Raw genomic sequence first — 16,507 nt, forward strand, 5'->3', positions numbered from 1 at the left:
GAAGCGCAAAAACTTATGGTTTATGGCAATAAAAAAATTTCACTCAATATCGCCCAGCATACTGTTAAACCTGGCATTGTATCCATTGTTATCTTTTTTGCTAAATTTAACAGTATCATAGCGACACATTTCTCAATACTCGTCGATCAATAGACGCGGCGAGCCGTTGCCAGACGGGAGATAATGCTGGTAAGCAGAACCATCATCACCAGGATGAAAGAAGCCGCCCATGCGAATTCTTGCTGATTTTTAAAGGGAGTCGTAGCGAAGTTGTAAACTAAAACTGCCAGCGAGGCTGTGGGCTCAAGTAAGCGATTATTCCAGTTAGGCCAAAACTGGGTAAATAAAGCGGTAAATAACAGTGGTGCAGTTTCCCCAGCAGCACGCGCGATCGCTAGAGTTGTTCCGGTGACAATTGCAGGTAAAGCAGCTGGCAACACCACCCGCGAAACCGCTTGAAAATTACTTGCTCCCAATCCTACCGCCGCTTGTCTAACTTCTTGCGGCACCAGTCTCAGCGCTTCTTCTGTTGCCCGCACTACAATCGGCAACATCAAAATTGATAAAGCAAATCCTCCCGCCCATGCAGAATATGTTCCAGTAGTCAAGACGACAGTAACATAAGCAAAAACGCCCACAATAATCGAGGGAACACCGCTAAGGACGTTGGTAGCAAAACGAATCCAATAGGCAATTTTGCCACCGCTAAATTCTGACAAATAAATTGCCGCCATCACGCCAAAGGGAATGCTGATTAATGCACCAATTCCCACCATAATTAAGGTTCCCAGGATGGCATTACCAAAGCCGCCGCCCTCTACTAATGGAGGCGGTGGTAGTTCTGTAAACGCATTGGTATTAAGTTGGCTAATACCTTGAACGATTACATAGCCAAGGACAGCCACTAAAGGCACAATGGCAAGCACTGCACAAAGGAACGTTAACCCCGTCATCACGATTCCGAACAGCGTCCGGGGTGAGGTAGGCGATCGCTTTAAGGTTCTGCTAGGAAATCCGGAAACAGGTTTATCCTCTAATTTAGACATAATGGGGGCTGGGGATTGGGGACTGGGGATTGGGAACTTTATCAGGGTATTGACACAATCATGAAATCATTAAATTCGCTGCACCCGACTCACCAGTAACTGAGCCAAAACATTCACTAAAAGGGTCAGTATAAACAGCAGTAAAGCTGCATACATTAGAGCTGAAACTTGCAGACCGCTTGCCTCAGCAAATTGGTTAGCTAATAGGGAAGCAATTGTATTAGAGGGAGCCAAAACTGAAGGACTGATATTATTAGAATTTCCAATCAACATGGTGACAGCCATAGTTTCTCCCAAAGCTCTACCCAGTGCCAGCATGACTGCACCCACAATTCCAGAAACGGCTGATGGTAGTAACACCTTGAGAATTGTTTCCCAGCGCGTCGCTCCTAGTCCCACTGCCGCCTGACGCAAATCGCTGTGTAAAGATATCAAGGCATCGCGGGAAAGAGCTGCTATCGTTGGTAAAACCATGATTGATAAGACGATTGATGCTGGTAGCAGTCCTGGCCCGCGCAGCGGCGTACTAAAAATTGGCAGCCAGCCCAAGTTAGCATTGAGCGCCTCTCCCAGTGGTTTCAACAGCGGAATCAAAACGAAAATTCCCCATAAACCGTACACTACACTGGGAATCGCCGCTAGCAGTTCTACCAAGAAAACTAATATCATCTGAATCCGTGGCGGTAAATAATCTTCGCTCAAAAAGATCGCCACGCCAAGACCCACCGGTACAGCAATGAGCAGCGCAATCAGAGAGCTAAATACTGTCCCGACAAGTTGCGGAAGCGCTCCGTACTCATTGCGAACGGGGTCCCAAGTGGTGGAGAATATAAAGCCTAGCCCGTATTGTCTTATTGCAGGGAGTGCCTGAATTGCAACTTGGATTGTTATCCAAATCAAGGTGCCAGCAACTGCGATCGCAAAAATTCGAGTCAGCCAAATAAACCCCAGATCCAGTTTTCGCTCTGCGTTAGAGCGCGGTTTAACGATTACCTGCGGATGGTCTGTCACAGAAGCCACGATATTGTTTTCCTCTGGTAACTGTAGTAAATGTAATATTTAACGGCCGGATTTTATTCAGCCATCTTGCTGAACAATTTAGTTCAACTTCTGCTTTGGCACGGGCATTTTCCTTGTAGCCTATCGCTTAATTGTAAAGATTAGGTTAAGATAGCTTGCTTGTTTTCTGCAACTAGAGTGATAAAATGCCAAAGTTTCAGTAGATGCGATCAAAAGGGGCAGAACGTGGTTCAAGCACCAGTGTCGAACGCGGATATTCAGAGCCAGGAACAGGAGTCACTGCGGCAATGGCTGCACAACCTGAGTGTTGCGATTATTGCAGGAAAGAGAATTGGGAAAGAGGAAGCGATCGCACTCACCCAAATTGAAGGTCAAGAAAATATTTTGCTACTCTGCGAAGCCGCAGATAAAGTACGTCAAGCTTGTTGCGGCAACACAGTAGATTTGTGCAGTATTGTCAATATAAAATCTGGCAGTTGTTCGGAAAATTGCGGTTTCTGCGCCCAGTCTGCTCATCACCCAGGTAAAGATTCACCTATTTATGGTCTGAAATCTACTGAGGAGATTCTGGCTCAAGCTAAGTCAGCCGAAGCAGCAGGAGCAAAGCGATTTTGCTTAGTTTCCCAAGGGCGAGGTATAAAATACAACAGTCCGAAATCGGCAGAATTTGAAGAAATTTTGGAAACGGTACGCCGAATTATCGCCGAAACCAATATAAAACCGTGCTGTGCTTTGGGCGAAGTGACACCAGAACAAGCTCAAGAGTTAAAAGAGGCAGGTGTAACGCGATACAACCATAACTTAGAAGCATCGGAAAAGTTTTTCCCAGAGATAGTGACGACGCACACATGGCGCGATCGCGTTGAAACTATTAAAAATATCAAAGCCGCCGGGATTCAAGCCTGCACAGGCGGGATAATGGGATTAGGCGAATCTTGGGAAGACAGAGTAGATTTGGCTTTGGCGTTGCGGGAATTGGAAGTAGAATCAGTGCCATTGAACTTGCTCACTCCAAGACCAGGAACACCTTTAGACGATCGCCCGAAACTAGATGTTTATGAAGCATTGAAAGCGATCGCTATCTTCCGCCTCATCTTGCCCCAGCAAATTCTGCGCTACGCTGGAGGGCGCGAAGCAGTAATGGGAGAACTCCAAGCCTTGGGCTTCCAAGCTGGAATGAACGCCATGCTGATTGGACACTACCTCACCACCCTCGGACAACCGCCAGAGCAAGACCATGCTATGCTCGAATCTTTGGGACTAGCTGGCGGCGAAGCGCCCATCCCCGGCGAATATAGCACTCAGTGCTGAGTATCTGAGTGCAGAAGAACAAGAGAAAGTATCTTCTAACTAAGTCCTCAATTTCTCACTTCAAAATCACGCGATATTTTGGGAAGAATCAATCTCCCCAAAAATCGCTTCAAAATCCAAAATCGTTGCGTGTTTGCACCCACTGAACTACTTTGGGCCTTAATTGGCTTACTTCTAACAATTGGTGGCACCTTTCTGGAAGCGTATATCACCAACGTTCCCTGGAATTGGACTCAGCAAGGAGTTCAAGCTCAGTCGCTGGGCATAACCTATCAGATTGGTGCAGTTCTGTTGGTAGGCTGTATGGGAGGTAAGAATGCTGGTGCTATTTCCCAAATTGCCTACCTAGCCTTGGGCTTAACCCCCTGGTTTCCCATCTTTTCCCAAGGCGGCGGTATCGACTACCTGACACAGCCTACCTTTGGCTACTTACTAGGCTTTATTCCTGGTGCTTGGGTTTGTGGCTTGTTAGCTTTTAAAGCACCGCAACGATTGGAGTCTTTGGCATTTAGCTGTATCTGCGGCTTACTGGTTATCCATATCACAGGTTTGACCTACCTTATTCTCACCCACTCGTTGAGCTTGGGGGCAGGATCGCTCCCCTTATGGAAAGAAGCTTTGATGTACTCTGTCTATCCCGTACCAGCACAAATGGTGATTGTCTGTGCAGTTACAGTCTTGGCTTTTTTCTTACGTCAGCTGATGCTTTATTAAAAAAGCTGTTAATTTGTTGTCAGTTGTCAGTTGCTAATGGTTAAACAATTAGCCAGTCTGACGTTAGCCATTAACACTAGAATTGCCATGCCTTTTAAAAATTACCTATTTTGGCTTGCTGGACTCGTCAGTCTGATTCTGGATCGGTTGACTAAGTATTGGGTAGTGCAAAATTTTGAGTATAGGGAAACCTGGGCTTTGTTGCCTAATGTGTTCCACTTCACGTATGTTACGAACACTGGGGCAGCTTTTAGCTTGTTTCAGGGGGGAGTTTGGTTGCGCTGGCTATCTTTGGCGGTGAGTTTAGGCTTGATGGCGTTCGCTTTGTTTGGCCCAAATCGCGACACCTTAGAGCAATTCGGCTATGGTTTTATCTTGGGAGGAGCGTTGGGTAATGGCATTGACCGATTTGTATCTGGTAGTGTGGTAGATTTTCTGGATTTCCGGTTGATTCACTTCCCAGTATTTAATCTGGCAGATGTATTTATTAATATAGGCATTGTATGTTTGTTAATTGCCAGTTTCCGTCCGGAATCAGATTCATCGGGCAGAAGTCGGTAAACTCATTTGCACCTTGTCTCGATGACTAGAAGTGGCGGCTACAAAAATAAAGTCCGCCTACCTTGGCTAACCCAAAATCAAGAGTTTTTAGGCTGAGTTTGTGGAGCATCAAGGCTTCCAGTTTGTGGACGACGAGGTATTTATTTCTTTTGCATGAGAGCCTTTGGTCTTTTCAAAACGCTACCTTGAGCTTGCGAGTAGAATGTTCAATAAAAGCCTCTCGCTGACAATTGCTTGACTGACATGACCTCACCCCAACAGCCGCCTAAAACCATTCTGGGACAAGTTACCCAGGCTATACAGACAATTCAAGCCAAAGTTAATTTTAATGCCCTGGCGCTGAAGCCGAATGCCAAAGTGCCGGAACTTTGGGTACAGGATGCAGGTGCTGCGAAGGCCGAAATTTATCCAATGTTGGGCGATCGCTATCTTCTAGGACGCAGTTCTAAATCTTGCGATATTGTCATCCGCAACCCAGTCGTCAGTCAAGTTCATTTGTCTGTCTCCAGAGATCCCAAGCACCAGAAATCCTTCATCATCAAAGATGAAAACTCCACCAATGGCATCTATCGGGGTAGGCGGCGACTCCAATCTCTAGAACTCCGTCACGGCGATATCCTCACCCTTGGCCCCCCAGAATTGGCTGATGCAGTCAGGCTTCAGTATCACAATCCCCCGCCTTTGTACGTTCTGGCATTTCGCTACGGCCTTTACGGTGCAGGGGCGCTGGTCAGTTTAATCGCCTTGTTGATACTCTATGAGTGGCGAAATATCCCAGTTCGACCTTTGCCAGTAGCCGTTCAGGGGCCAGTAATAGTTAATTCTGATGAGGGGACACCGTTACAGCGTCCCCGGACTGAGGCTCACAGGGAACTGCGACGATTATCTGACTTTTCCAAATATTTGCCCGCTGCGGTGCTGGCATCGGAAGACAGCCGCTATCATTGGCACTTTGGGGTCGATCCGATTGGGACATTGCGGGCTGTGGTGACGAATGTTAAGGGAGGCGGAATTCGACAAGGCGGAAGTACGCTGACGCAGCAGTTGGCGCGGAGTTTGTATCGCGACTATGTGGGAACGGAAGACAGCGCGGGGCGGAAAATCCGGGAAGCGATAGTTGCCCTAAAGTTAGAAACTTTCTACAGTAAGGACGAAATCTTACGCAATTACATGAACCGCATCTATCTGGGCATAGGTGCTTCAGGTTTTGAAGATGCGGCGCAGTTCTACTTTGACAAATCTGCTAGAGATTTAGATATTTCCGAAGCGGCGACGCTAGTGGCGATTTTGCCAGCACCAAATAGTTACAATCCGATTCGGGATTATAAGACGGCGGTGGGACTGCGCGATCGCATTATTACCCGCATGGTTTCCCAAGGTCGAATTAGTGCAGAGGAAGGACAACGGGCAAGGCGATCGCGTATTGAAGTTAGTCCGGAAGCTAGAGAAGCTTTGGCAAACATTAAGGCACCTTATTTCTACAGCTACGTTTTTACTGAACTCCGCACTTTGTTGGGCGAACAGTTGGCCAAGGAAGGCAACTTTATTGTCGAAACTAATCTGGATCTGGAAACTCAGCAGAAGGCAGAAACCTCCCTCCGCAATTCAGTTAACACCAGCGGTTCCAGCTACGGCTTCTCTCAAGGAGCAATTGTTACCCTTGACTCCAGCACCGGAGCAATTCGCGCTTTGGTCGGTGGCACAGATTACGAAAAAAGTCAATTCAATCGCGCTACTCAGGCAAAGCGCCAACCTGGTTCGACTTTCAAAGTTTTTGCCTACGCCTCAGCACTGGAACAAGGTAACTCGCCGGGAAAATTTTATTCCTGCGCCCCGCTAGTCTGGCAGAATCAACGCTTTCGGGCGTGCGAAAGAGTTGGGGGTAGCGGGACGGATATGTATACGGGAATGGCCCAATCGGAGAATGTGGTCGCTCTGCGAGTTGCCCAGGATGTCGGTTTAAATAGAGTTGTAGAGATGGCGCAACGTCTCGGCATCACCACACCCCTGAATCCCGTCCCTGGCTTGGTTCTCGGACAAAGCGAAACCACACTCTTAGAAATGACCGGGGCTTTCGCCGCTATAGAAAATAACGGTGTCTGGAACCGCGCCCACGCGATTAAGCGGATTCTCGACAGCAGTGATTGTACCGATTTCAAAAATCCGCAAACCTGCCGAGTAATTTACTCTTTCGAGGAGGAAACCGGGGCAACTAAGCGAGTGCTACCACAGGGAATTGCAGATACTATGAATGTTATGCTGCGGAGCGTGGTACGAAGCGGTACGGGACGCGCTGCGTCTATCGGACTGGGAAATGAAGCGGGGAAGACGGGGACAACTAACAGCGGCGTTGATTTGTTGTTTATCGGCTACGTTCCCAGTCGCGATTTAGTCACGGGTGTCTGGCTGGGAAATGACGACAACTCGCCAACGCGGGGAAGTAGCGGACAAGCTGCCCAAGCTTGGGCAAATTATATGCGGCAAGTTGTGCGTTAACTAACCTGTGGCGATTGGCAAGATACTGTTGGAAGGTTAAGGTCTAGATTTTAGATCAAAATTGCAGCGCGTTTATTAAATCTGAGGCTGGGATTCTACTATTTTCTAGCAACTCTTCTAGGTTGAGTGCATCGCTTTCTTTAGTCAACAAGGAGAGGACTTGTTTTTTCAGTGCGGATAAGCGATCGCACTGTTGCTGTAAAATATCTTTCAACCGATTTGTCGCATACCGTTAATAAACTCAGTCCTCGCTGCCAAAATATCAGGGATTTGCACGCAGCGCACTAGCAAAGCAATATCTAAATCTGGCAAAAATTCACTTCTGGAAGTTTGCTCATAATTATGTTCGCGCAGTCGATAAAGCACAAGCTGATTATTTTCCCAAAACCAGACTTCAGCAATTTTCAACCGCTTATACTTTTCTAGTTTATCTATGCCGCCGCTGGTAATAGTGACTTCAATTGCCAAATCTGGATGTTCTTTTTTCTCCCCTAAATAGTAAGATTCATCCGGCTCAAATGAGACATTTTTGCTCTTGTCCCGGCGAGTTGCATTGCCAACTGGAACAAATTTAATACCCTGTTCAAAGAAGTAAGCTTCTAGCAGAATAGCTAGCATTTTTTTGAAAATCTCATGCGGTTCACCAGTTGTCATAAACTCCACACAGCCATCTAAATAAGTAATTCGCAAACCAGGCGCATCTGCGATTAATGATTCTATCGCCTCAAATTGCTCCCAACTATAATAACCTGGTAAAGTAAATCGCTGTTCTTTAACAGTTGTTATTGCTTCTGAAACTTGTAATGTCATGGGAGTAATGCTCCACTAAAAATGAGTAGCCTTTCTCTAGTATAAAGATAGACAGGGACTACCGAGCAAAGTTAATTTGACGGTTCAGTATTCTTGGGATAATTCTTTGCGATCGCATATTGCTTCAGTACAGGTGGAAGAGTGTAAAAACTTCCTTGTTGTTCTATCAAGCAGCGCCGAGATAAAGATTGCAGTGCGTTTATTAAATCTGATGATGGAGTTTTACTATTCTCTAGCAATTTTGCCATTTGGTAATAACTTAACCGCCCATCCTCCCAAGATGATCTGCGATCGCATATCTGAAAAAACGAGCGATCGCACTCTGAGATTGAGGAGAATGCGATCGCTCCACTTACTCCCTTTCCTGTTAACCTTATTTCTCGCTACAACATATTTAACAACAGATGTTAAATAGGGTGTTGCTTTTCTCTCCACTTTGTTAACTTGTTAGCAAGGAAGGATTGCTTCAATATTCTTTTGTACCTGCTCAAGTTCCTGACGCTTCTTAGAGAGAAAAGCTTTTTCAGCTTGAGGTTGTTCCAGTGTTTCTGTATGAGCTTTCTCCTGCTGCCCTAACAAATTTTCAGATAAGGAGATTGCTTGCTCAATTACTTCTGTTGCTGCTTCTGAACGTTCGTATAAAACTGAGGCAATGTATTCGCTAACCTTGCCAAAAACTTCCTGCACCGATTCATTGAATTTGTCAAAACCTTGTTCATAAACTTCTTGCTTTATTTGCTGTTCAAGTTCTTCTTCATCTTCACCGAATAACCACCCGGCAACAGCTGCCGCCCCTCCAGCTATGGCTATTGGAACAAGACCAAGACCTGTAAATGCCAGTAACGCCCCAGCTACTGCCCCACCTGTACCTAAACTGCCAAATAAACCAATTCCCTTTGTATCATCATCCAAGTTACTTGATGAAGCAAGGTTCATCTTGACTCCAGCAGCGGAAAGCGAGAGGTCAAACTGGTCACTTAGGTTAGAGCCAATTTTTAAATCAAAGCTTTGGATACTTTCGTGAATTGCTTCTATCTGTTTACGTATTTCCGTGTTCAATACTTCTATGTGCGATGGTAAAATAGAAGCTTTTATACTCTCATCTACCCAAGTTTTAAATTCCTTGGATATATCTGCGGAGAACTGCTTGGCATAGTCCTGAAACAGTTTCTTTTTCTGATTATGGTTAGAAGTCCAGCCTTCACTGTTCTCAGCCATGATATCACCTAATTCTTCACACCATTCATTATAAGAATCAATAGCTTCATCAGTTGCTTCCTCTACCAATTGAGCTGCTAAAAGCTGAATTTTGACATCACGACCGCTAGATTCACCCATTTGTTCTAAAAGTTTTTGCTTATCTTCTTCAAAAATTTTTAATTTCCCATTTAAAATTTCCTCAAATTGATTTATCTCATCGCAGCAAGAGTGAATAATCCGATTAAGCCCGGTTGTCGATTGCTGAAGTTTTATCAATCCACGCTCAGTTGTTAAAAACTTCTCGATAGACCCGGTAAAATTCTGAAACGCTTTCAGATAATCATCCTCAGTTCCCGCAAAAATTGCATCTAGCGTCGCTTGAGCCGAAATGAAATGAACGCGGTTTTCACCTGCTACGATAGGATTTTGACCCTGAACAAACCTTTCAATCCGCTGTCGAACTTGCTGCCGACCATTTTCACTACGCAACAGATCCATAAAATTCACAACTACAAACAGATTGTTGGCAGCCTCATCTGCCTTCCCACCGTTCAGTTGAGTCTTCAAATCTTGGATCAAGTCGCGTTCTCCTTGAGTTAGAGGACGTGAGGCATTGATTAGGAAAATCGCGGCATCTGTATCTTTGAGTAGTTGTTGAGTAATCGCAGTTCGGTCAGGATGTTCATTTAATCCTGGAGAATCCACTATTTCGACACCACTTCGGCATAACTCTAAATCGGGATGTTCAAAAATAATCTCTTCAATATCAGAACGAGCTAATTCATCACTGACACAATCCAATGCGGCTTCTTCTGAAATTGCTGCCTTTATTTTGTACTGTTCAAATGGAATTTCTTCCTCTCGTTTATCTTTGTAACGACAAATTACTCGTTTTTGCTCTCCATATCTGAGAACTGTCACCGTGCCGCTACAGGGAATCTCTCTCACTGGTTGAATTTCTTCACCTAGTAGAGCATTCAACAATGTTGATTTTCCTTGGCTAAACTCTCCTACAACTGCCACTCGGAAGCGCTGAGAACTCAATTTCTGAGACGCTTGCTCTACTTGTTCTACTAGATTGTTAGGCAGTACACCCTGATTCGTGCCTTCTTGGATAATCTCGGCAAGTTGCTTAGAAGCAGTTTCTAACTGTTTCCGATACCCTTGAAACCGCTGTAGCTCCTCATAGGACAAGTTTAGGCGCTGTTGTTGCTTGGCTTGCTGTTTAGGTTTAGCAGGTAGAACCGCTAACAGATCACTAGCAGCCTTGATAAATACTGCATCAAGCGCATGGAAGCGAGCGGGATCGAGTAAAGACTGCACCTCCTCCAAAGCTGCTGGTTCCACAGTGCCTTGATGACTGAATCCAGCTTCTAAAACCGCCAAGTGTTGTGGGTTAATTTCTAACCGATTGGCAATTACTTCTAAATACTTCTTCTCACGGGCGTCCATATCCCCATCTGCTGCTGACATTTCATAGCCAAAGCCAATCAACAACAGTCTTTCTGATTCTGAAAACGGAGCCGTTAGGATTAGCAACTCATTCAGTTTTTTATAAACTTGATTCTGTCGGACTCCCTTACTCATCAGTTGTGATAACTGACGCGCATCCTCGGAGGGAATAAAACGATTGATGGTTTGCTGCCAGCGCCGCTTTTCCTCATCTGTGACTGCGCCATCTAAAAGCATCACTCCCAACAGAACGGTTATCAAGGCTGCCAAAAATATCACCGGAGGAGTCAGATCCTGTTTACGCAGCTTTTGCCCAGTAATCCGCGACAACAGATCAACCGCCTCAGAGCTAACCAGTGAAATATCCATAAAGTCTGTGAGCCTATAGCGTATTTGTACTCTAGTATTCCCAGATTCAGCAGAAACTAACTCCGTGGAAATACGGTTATCTTCGCTGAGTAAGACAAGCTAGGCTCGAAAACATTAACTAATAACAACGTAGAAATATGTATTTTCAATTTGCTCCTGCAATTCAGGCTGCTATTGAGGCTGGTAAATATGTGCCAGTCTTTACATCAGCAGGAGTCCCAATAAGCATGGCTAGAGATGCAGCTACTGGGCAATTTGTCGCTCATGCCATCGGTGCTGTAGCCCAAAATAGTCCTCTATCGACGCTTGTAAGCCCTTTACAGTTGGTTACAAGTGGGGCGCAGATGTATCAAACACACATGGGATTTCAAGCTGTCCAAGCTGGACTGCAAAGTATCCAGACAAGCTTAGGAGTGCTGCAAGCAACTACAGCCTTTATTGGGGTTGGAACTGTAGCTGTGGGGGCATTGGCAGCAGTGAACCTGCACCAGACAATGAAACTGAGAAAAGAAGTAGGGCAGCTAAGGCTGGAAGTCAAAGAAGGTTTTATTGACTTAAAACAAGCTTTAAAAGACCAAGGTGCAGAAATTAAAGAATTGATTGAGCAGGTTGCTCAGGATGTTGAATTCAGGAACCATCGCACAATTTTAATTCGAGCTTACGGCCTATTTACTCAGGCGATTCAGCGTCTTCGCTCTGCAATGCAAATACAAGACGCGAACCGCAGAAATGCTGAAATTGATGGTGCTAGGGGAATGTTATTTCAGGCTTTAGCTGATTATGACAACCGTGAGCTGTTGGAAGCAACGTGTTCCGCTGGACAGCTCCGCAGGATGGAATGTGCTTGGGCAATTGAACAGGCAATTATTACAACTTATCAAGTGCAGAATGAGCCTTCTGCTGTAAGAGATCGCCTATCTCACCTCCAAGACAAAATCCGTCAAGATTCTCTGAATGTTATTAATAACTGTGAAACAGAGGATGAGCTTGATTTTCTCTTTCCTGAAATCACCCGCCTTCACGATCACGATCTGGCTGTACTAGAATCTTGGCAAAATCAAGTTGATTGGATGCAAAGCCTCCCACCTTCAGAACTAAAATTACTCCAAAGTGCTGATTTTAGCAATTCACAAGTCATAGTTAGTACAGATACAACTGCTTTGGCAGTACCTCCAGAAGAATTACTCTATGAAAATTTAAAGCAAAAGTCTCATCCTCAATCTCTACGCAATCAGCTTCAATTTATGATGCAGCCTGAACTACGTCGAGAGCCAGAATCTTATATTAGTCAGCAAGCTGCGATCGCAGGTTATAAAACTTTAGTCAGCTCAAATTTACAGAAAGCCTCAAATTTAGCTGTTGCTAACCTTTACTGGTATTTCAAAGTCAGAGATGAAGCTGAAGACGAGGCAGTAACGGCGTAAAAGTTAAATATAGGAAGATGCGATCGCATAATTACGGGAGGAGGCGATCGCGTAATTATGCGATTTGAAGTCGAAGATTATTCCAAATTGACTGCCCCTAACCCTTTTAACGTGTCTTTTTGAGCTTCAGTTAAACCAGTGACACCACTAATGTTCAAACCCTCATAAGGTCTTTCACTTCTAAACGTTTTTATACACTCTCCAGTCTCGACATCCCAAAGCTTGATCGTTTCATCGTGACCACCACTTGCCAAGTTATTGCCTTGAGGACTGAAAATAACAGACCAAACGCGATCGCTATGTCCTTGGCATATTTTCAGGCATTCACCTGTACTGACATCCCACAATCTGACTGTGTAGTCATCACTGGCGCTTGCTAGAATTTGACCATCCGGGCTAAAGGCAACTGACCAAACCCCATTGGTATGTCCCTGTAAAGTTTTCAGGCACTCACCTGTACTTACATCCCACAATTTCACGGTATAGTCATCACTGCCACTAGCTAGAATTTGACCATCCGGGGTAAAGGCAACTGACCAAACTCCATTACTATGCCCCTGCAAAGTTTTCCAGCATTGTCCTGTATGGATATCCCATAACCTCACGGTATAGTCACCACTACCACTCGCCAAGATCCCTCCTAACCCGCTTTGGGAAGGGGCGATCGGACTCAAGGCGACCGACCAAACCCAGTTGGTATGCCCCTGAAATATTTTCAGACACTTCCCGGTACTGACATCCCATAACCTGACAGTGCGATCACCACTACCACTAGCTAAAGTATTACCTTGAGAATCGAAAGCGACTGACCAAACCCAGTTAGTATGCCCCTGAAATGTTTTCAGGCACTGCCCCGTACTGACATCCCATAACCTGATTGTTTCGCTGCCAACAGCTAAAGTTCGATCATCTGGGCTATAAGCAACTGACATTACAAAACAAGTGTTACCATGCAATGTTTTTATGCAGCGACCTGTTGCGACATCCCACAATCTCACACTACAGTCACCACTTCCACTAGCCAGGGTCTTACCTTGAGAATCAAATGTCAGCGATCGCACTCGATTTGTGTATCCCCGTAAGGTTCTCAAGCATTGCCCAGTAGCAGCATCCCATAGTTTTACAGTACGGTCACCACTCCCACTAGCTAGAGTCTTACCTTCAGGACTAAAAGCAACTGACCAAACCTGACTCGCGTGACCTTGCAAAGTTCTGACGCAGCGACCCGTACTGACATCCCACAACTTCACTGTTTGATCGTAACTGCTACTGGCTATGCTGTAACCATCCGGACTAAAAGCAATGGACACTACAAAATAAGTATGTCCTTGCAAAGTTAAAAGAAGCTGACCCGTACTAATATCCCACAACTTTACCGTGCAGTCATAACTACCACTGGCTATGCTGTGACCATCCGGACTGAAAGCAATTGATTCTATCAAATCACTATGTCCCTGCAAGGTCTTGAGATGACCCGTACTGACATCCCATAACTTTATCGTGCAGTCGTTACTGCCACTGGCAAGCGTCTTACCATCCGGACTGAAAGCAACTGACATTACTTGACCAGTGTGTCCTTGCAAAGTCCTCAAAACTTGACCTGTCTGGACATCCCATAACTTCACCGTCCGGTCATCGCTGACACCCGCTAAGATTCGACCATCCGGGCTATAAGCGATTGAGTATACCCAACTGGTAGACCCCTGAAAAGTTTTCAGGCAGTTACCATCACGGACATCCCATAGCTTTACGCTTCGGTCGTCACTACTACTAGCAAGCGTCGTACCATCGGGACTGAAAGCGATTGACAGTACCCAACGGATGTGTCTTTTAAAGGTCATTATTGGTGTCATCTCGGCAACTTGCCACAAGCGAATCTCGCCTCCATCACCTGCTGTAGCTAAAAGTTTTCCGTCGGGGCTAAATGCTACTGACAAAATACTGCCGAAGGTTTCAGTAAAAACCGATTTAGCTAGATCGGCATTCTGGAAATTAACATGACGTAAATTTACATTTCTGAGATAAGCTTGCCAAACAGTTAGATTGGAAAAATCATAACCACTTAAATCTGTCTGTAGTTGACAAAGCAGATTGAGAAGATTTCCCCCTACATAGCCTGGTTCTATAGGCAAATTATCTCGCAGTGTGAATAAAATTTTAGATAAACAATCTCTAATCTTGTTTTCGTACCGAAAGATAGCCGTCAACCTATCTAGCAGTGGTTGAACTATAAAGCGTAACTGAGCTTCTCTAATGTAGTCTTTGGTCTGAGCCTTAATGAGAGCATAGCTGTTGAATAACTTTATTTTTTGGTTTGTAATTTCTTCGCAGACCTGCTCAATTAAACGGTTGATCGTATATTCCATGACCGCAGGCTGTTGCGTAAAACTTGCTCTGATTTTCTCAATGAGCGATCGCTCATTTAAGGACTCTAGTGCTGCTAATAGTTGCCGCTGCGATACAGGTGGTACAATGTCTTCTCGCAGTTCTGGCAGTGAAACCCACTCGCGATTGATTGCTAGCCAGTACATGATCTGCTTTTCTAAAGCAGACAAGCGTTCAAATTGTTGATCAAGTAAATCCCAAATATCACCAAAAACAACCGTGCCTTGTTCTAAAAACTGAGTAATATTTCCTTCAAATAATTCTTGAATACTTGTAGCAACTATTTTTAATGCTAATGGATTGCCTCGATAGTGTTCGATTAGTAATTTACATTGTTCTTCTGACCCAGATAAACCTTTTGTCTGAAATATTTTTTGTCCATCTACCTCTTGTAAACCAGGTAATTGCAAAGCTCTAACTGGCAATGTTTTGCCTTCTTTGGATGCTATTCCTTTGGGTTTTTCCCGACTGGTTAGCGCTAAGCAGCTTTGATGAGGTGTTTCTGCCAGACACCTTAGCAGTTGCCCATAACCTTCGTATCCCTCTCGGTAATGTCCGGCGCGATCGCCCTCACGCAAAATCGACTCAACATTATCCAGTACCAGCAGACAGCGCGATGAGCGTAAATACTCAATCAGCCGTGATACTTTACCATCTACTGTTTCTGGTAGATCGGTTTCTTGTTGGTTGGATAGGAATTTGATGAAGTCTGCCAGAATGTCTTGAACGGGTGGCGCATTGCGGAGACTTCGCCAAATCAGATAATCAAACTCATTCTGAATTTGTTCTGCCAGCTTCACAGATAGAGAGGTTTTGCCAATTCCCCCCATACCCAGCAACGCCACCAGGCGACAGCGATCGCTCACGATCCACTGTTCTAGTGTGGCGAGTTCTTCTGTGCGTCCATAGAAAAGCGATACGTCAACCGCCTCTCCCCAATCTTGACGTTTGTGAGCGATCGCTACTGAAGGAACAATCGGATTAGACACCACTTCTGGCATCTGCTGCAACTTTGATAAGACGCAGCGCGAATACCGCTTCAAGACTAACTGAAAATTATTTTTTGTCACTCTCTCTCCAAATGCCTCTGAGAGTAACTTCCACAATTTAGAACCAGCATCTCTTACATAACCAGGGTCATAAGTAAAGCTTTTTGCAATCTCATCATAAGGTTGTCCTTCCCAAGATTGCCGAAACACAATTTCTTGAACTTTGTTTAAGCGTCCTTGAGCTAGAACGCTCTCTACAACTTCTAGCGCTTCTTCAACAGTCATTTATTAAAACTTGCCTCAGAAGTAAATTTGAGCGATTTTAATCCGACAAACAGCGGGTAGTAGTTGCATTGCCCGATTGAGATAGCTAAGTATCTGACTTCAAACACCCGCTCAATGATTACGTGCAAAAGCTTGAAATTTTCTCTGAAAAGTCTATTGTGGCTTTTTGTCAGCGAATTGTCAGTATTTATCCTGTCCTCTTTATGACATTTATCTGACATTGAGCTGACAAATTTTATGACATTTTCCGACTGTCAAGCCTAGTACAGAAAGCTTAACTTGGGCTTATGCACAAACAAAAACCTTAGTCAAACAAGATGATACAGAACGAAACTTTAGGAGCTAAGCCACTTAATCTTTCTTAAATTTTCTCCGATTGATTTTGTCCGGGTGGAGTAGCAAATGACAGTAAAACTACGTAATTCGCTGGACATAAGCCTTTAGA

Annotated in this window: 12 protein-coding genes; 6 read left to right on the top strand and 6 right to left on the bottom strand. The window is 44.8% G+C overall.

Annotated features, from left to right (window positions below):
- Nucleotides 1-146: 146 nt before the first annotated feature.
- Nucleotides 147-1,046, bottom strand: a complete 900-nt coding sequence (pstA, locus tag H6F74_RS14670; RefSeq protein ID WP_190442346.1) for a phosphate ABC transporter permease PstA — start codon at nt 1,044-1,046, stop codon at nt 147-149.
- A gap of 69 nt (nt 1,047-1,115) precedes the next feature.
- Nucleotides 1,116-2,066, bottom strand: a complete 951-nt coding sequence (gene pstC / locus H6F74_RS14675) for a phosphate ABC transporter permease subunit PstC (protein ID WP_190442348.1) — start codon at nt 2,064-2,066, stop codon at nt 1,116-1,118.
- Nucleotides 2,067-2,291: 225 nt separating this feature from the next.
- On the opposite strand from pstC, the gene bioB reads away from it, so the two are divergent.
- The 4 genes from bioB to H6F74_RS14695 all read left to right on the top strand — a co-directional run bounded on the left by bioB (nt 2,292) and on the right by H6F74_RS14695 (nt 7,148).
- Nucleotides 2,292-3,377, top strand: a complete 1,086-nt coding sequence (bioB, locus tag H6F74_RS14680) for a biotin synthase BioB (RefSeq protein WP_190442349.1) — start codon at nt 2,292-2,294, stop codon at nt 3,375-3,377.
- A gap of 129 nt (nt 3,378-3,506) precedes the next feature.
- The gene (locus H6F74_RS14685; RefSeq protein WP_190442351.1) at nt 3,507-4,091 is read left to right on the top strand and encodes a biotin transporter BioY; all 585 of its coding nucleotides are present in this window, start codon (nt 3,507-3,509) and stop codon (nt 4,089-4,091) included.
- Nucleotides 4,092-4,178: 87 nt separating this feature from the next.
- Complete coding sequence (gene lspA, locus H6F74_RS14690) at nt 4,179-4,652, top strand: signal peptidase II (RefSeq protein WP_190442463.1); 474 nt, start codon at nt 4,179-4,181, stop codon at nt 4,650-4,652.
- 243 nt (nt 4,653-4,895) lie between these two features.
- Entirely contained in the window at nt 4,896-7,148 is a 2,253-nt protein-coding gene (locus H6F74_RS14695; RefSeq protein ID WP_190442359.1) for a transglycosylase domain-containing protein, read from the top strand.
- A 55-nt stretch (nt 7,149-7,203) separates the two neighbouring features.
- On the opposite strand, the gene H6F74_RS14700 is transcribed toward H6F74_RS14695, so the two are convergent.
- Nucleotides 7,204-7,362, bottom strand: coding sequence for a hypothetical protein (locus tag H6F74_RS14700; RefSeq protein ID WP_190442361.1), 159 nt, complete (start codon nt 7,360-7,362; stop codon nt 7,204-7,206).
- A complete protein-coding gene (locus H6F74_RS14705) occupies nt 7,359-7,958 on the bottom strand; it encodes a Uma2 family endonuclease (RefSeq protein WP_190442363.1) in 600 nt (199 codons plus the stop codon). Before H6F74_RS14705 ends, H6F74_RS14700 begins: the two co-directional genes overlap by 4 nt.
- A 76-nt stretch (nt 7,959-8,034) precedes the next feature.
- Between H6F74_RS14705 and H6F74_RS14710 the strand changes: the two genes are divergently transcribed.
- Nucleotides 8,035-8,373 (top strand): hypothetical protein, encoded by a 339-nt coding sequence (locus H6F74_RS14710; RefSeq protein WP_190442365.1) that lies wholly within the window; start codon nt 8,035-8,037, stop codon nt 8,371-8,373.
- A gap of 32 nt (nt 8,374-8,405) precedes the next feature.
- Here the strand turns inward: H6F74_RS14710 and H6F74_RS14715 are convergent, their stop codons facing one another.
- The gene (locus H6F74_RS14715; RefSeq protein ID WP_190442366.1) at nt 8,406-10,979 is read right to left on the bottom strand and encodes a dynamin family protein; all 2,574 of its coding nucleotides are present in this window, start codon (nt 10,977-10,979) and stop codon (nt 8,406-8,408) included.
- 137 nt (nt 10,980-11,116) lie between these two features.
- Between H6F74_RS14715 and H6F74_RS14720 the strand changes: the two genes are divergently transcribed.
- On the top strand, nt 11,117-12,403 hold the full coding sequence (locus H6F74_RS14720) for a hypothetical protein (protein WP_190442368.1): 1,287 nt from the start codon (nt 11,117-11,119) through the stop codon (nt 12,401-12,403).
- 77 nt (nt 12,404-12,480) lie between these two features.
- Here the strand turns inward: H6F74_RS14720 and H6F74_RS14725 are convergent, their stop codons facing one another.
- Entirely contained in the window at nt 12,481-16,062 is a 3,582-nt protein-coding gene (locus tag H6F74_RS14725; protein ID WP_190442371.1) for an NB-ARC domain-containing protein, read from the bottom strand.
- Nucleotides 16,063-16,507: the final 445 nt, after the last annotated feature.

Source organism: Trichocoleus sp. FACHB-90 (assembly GCF_014695505.1).
GTDB classification, from domain to species: domain Bacteria; phylum Cyanobacteriota; class Cyanobacteriia; order Cyanobacteriales; family FACHB-T130; genus Funiculus; species Funiculus sociatus.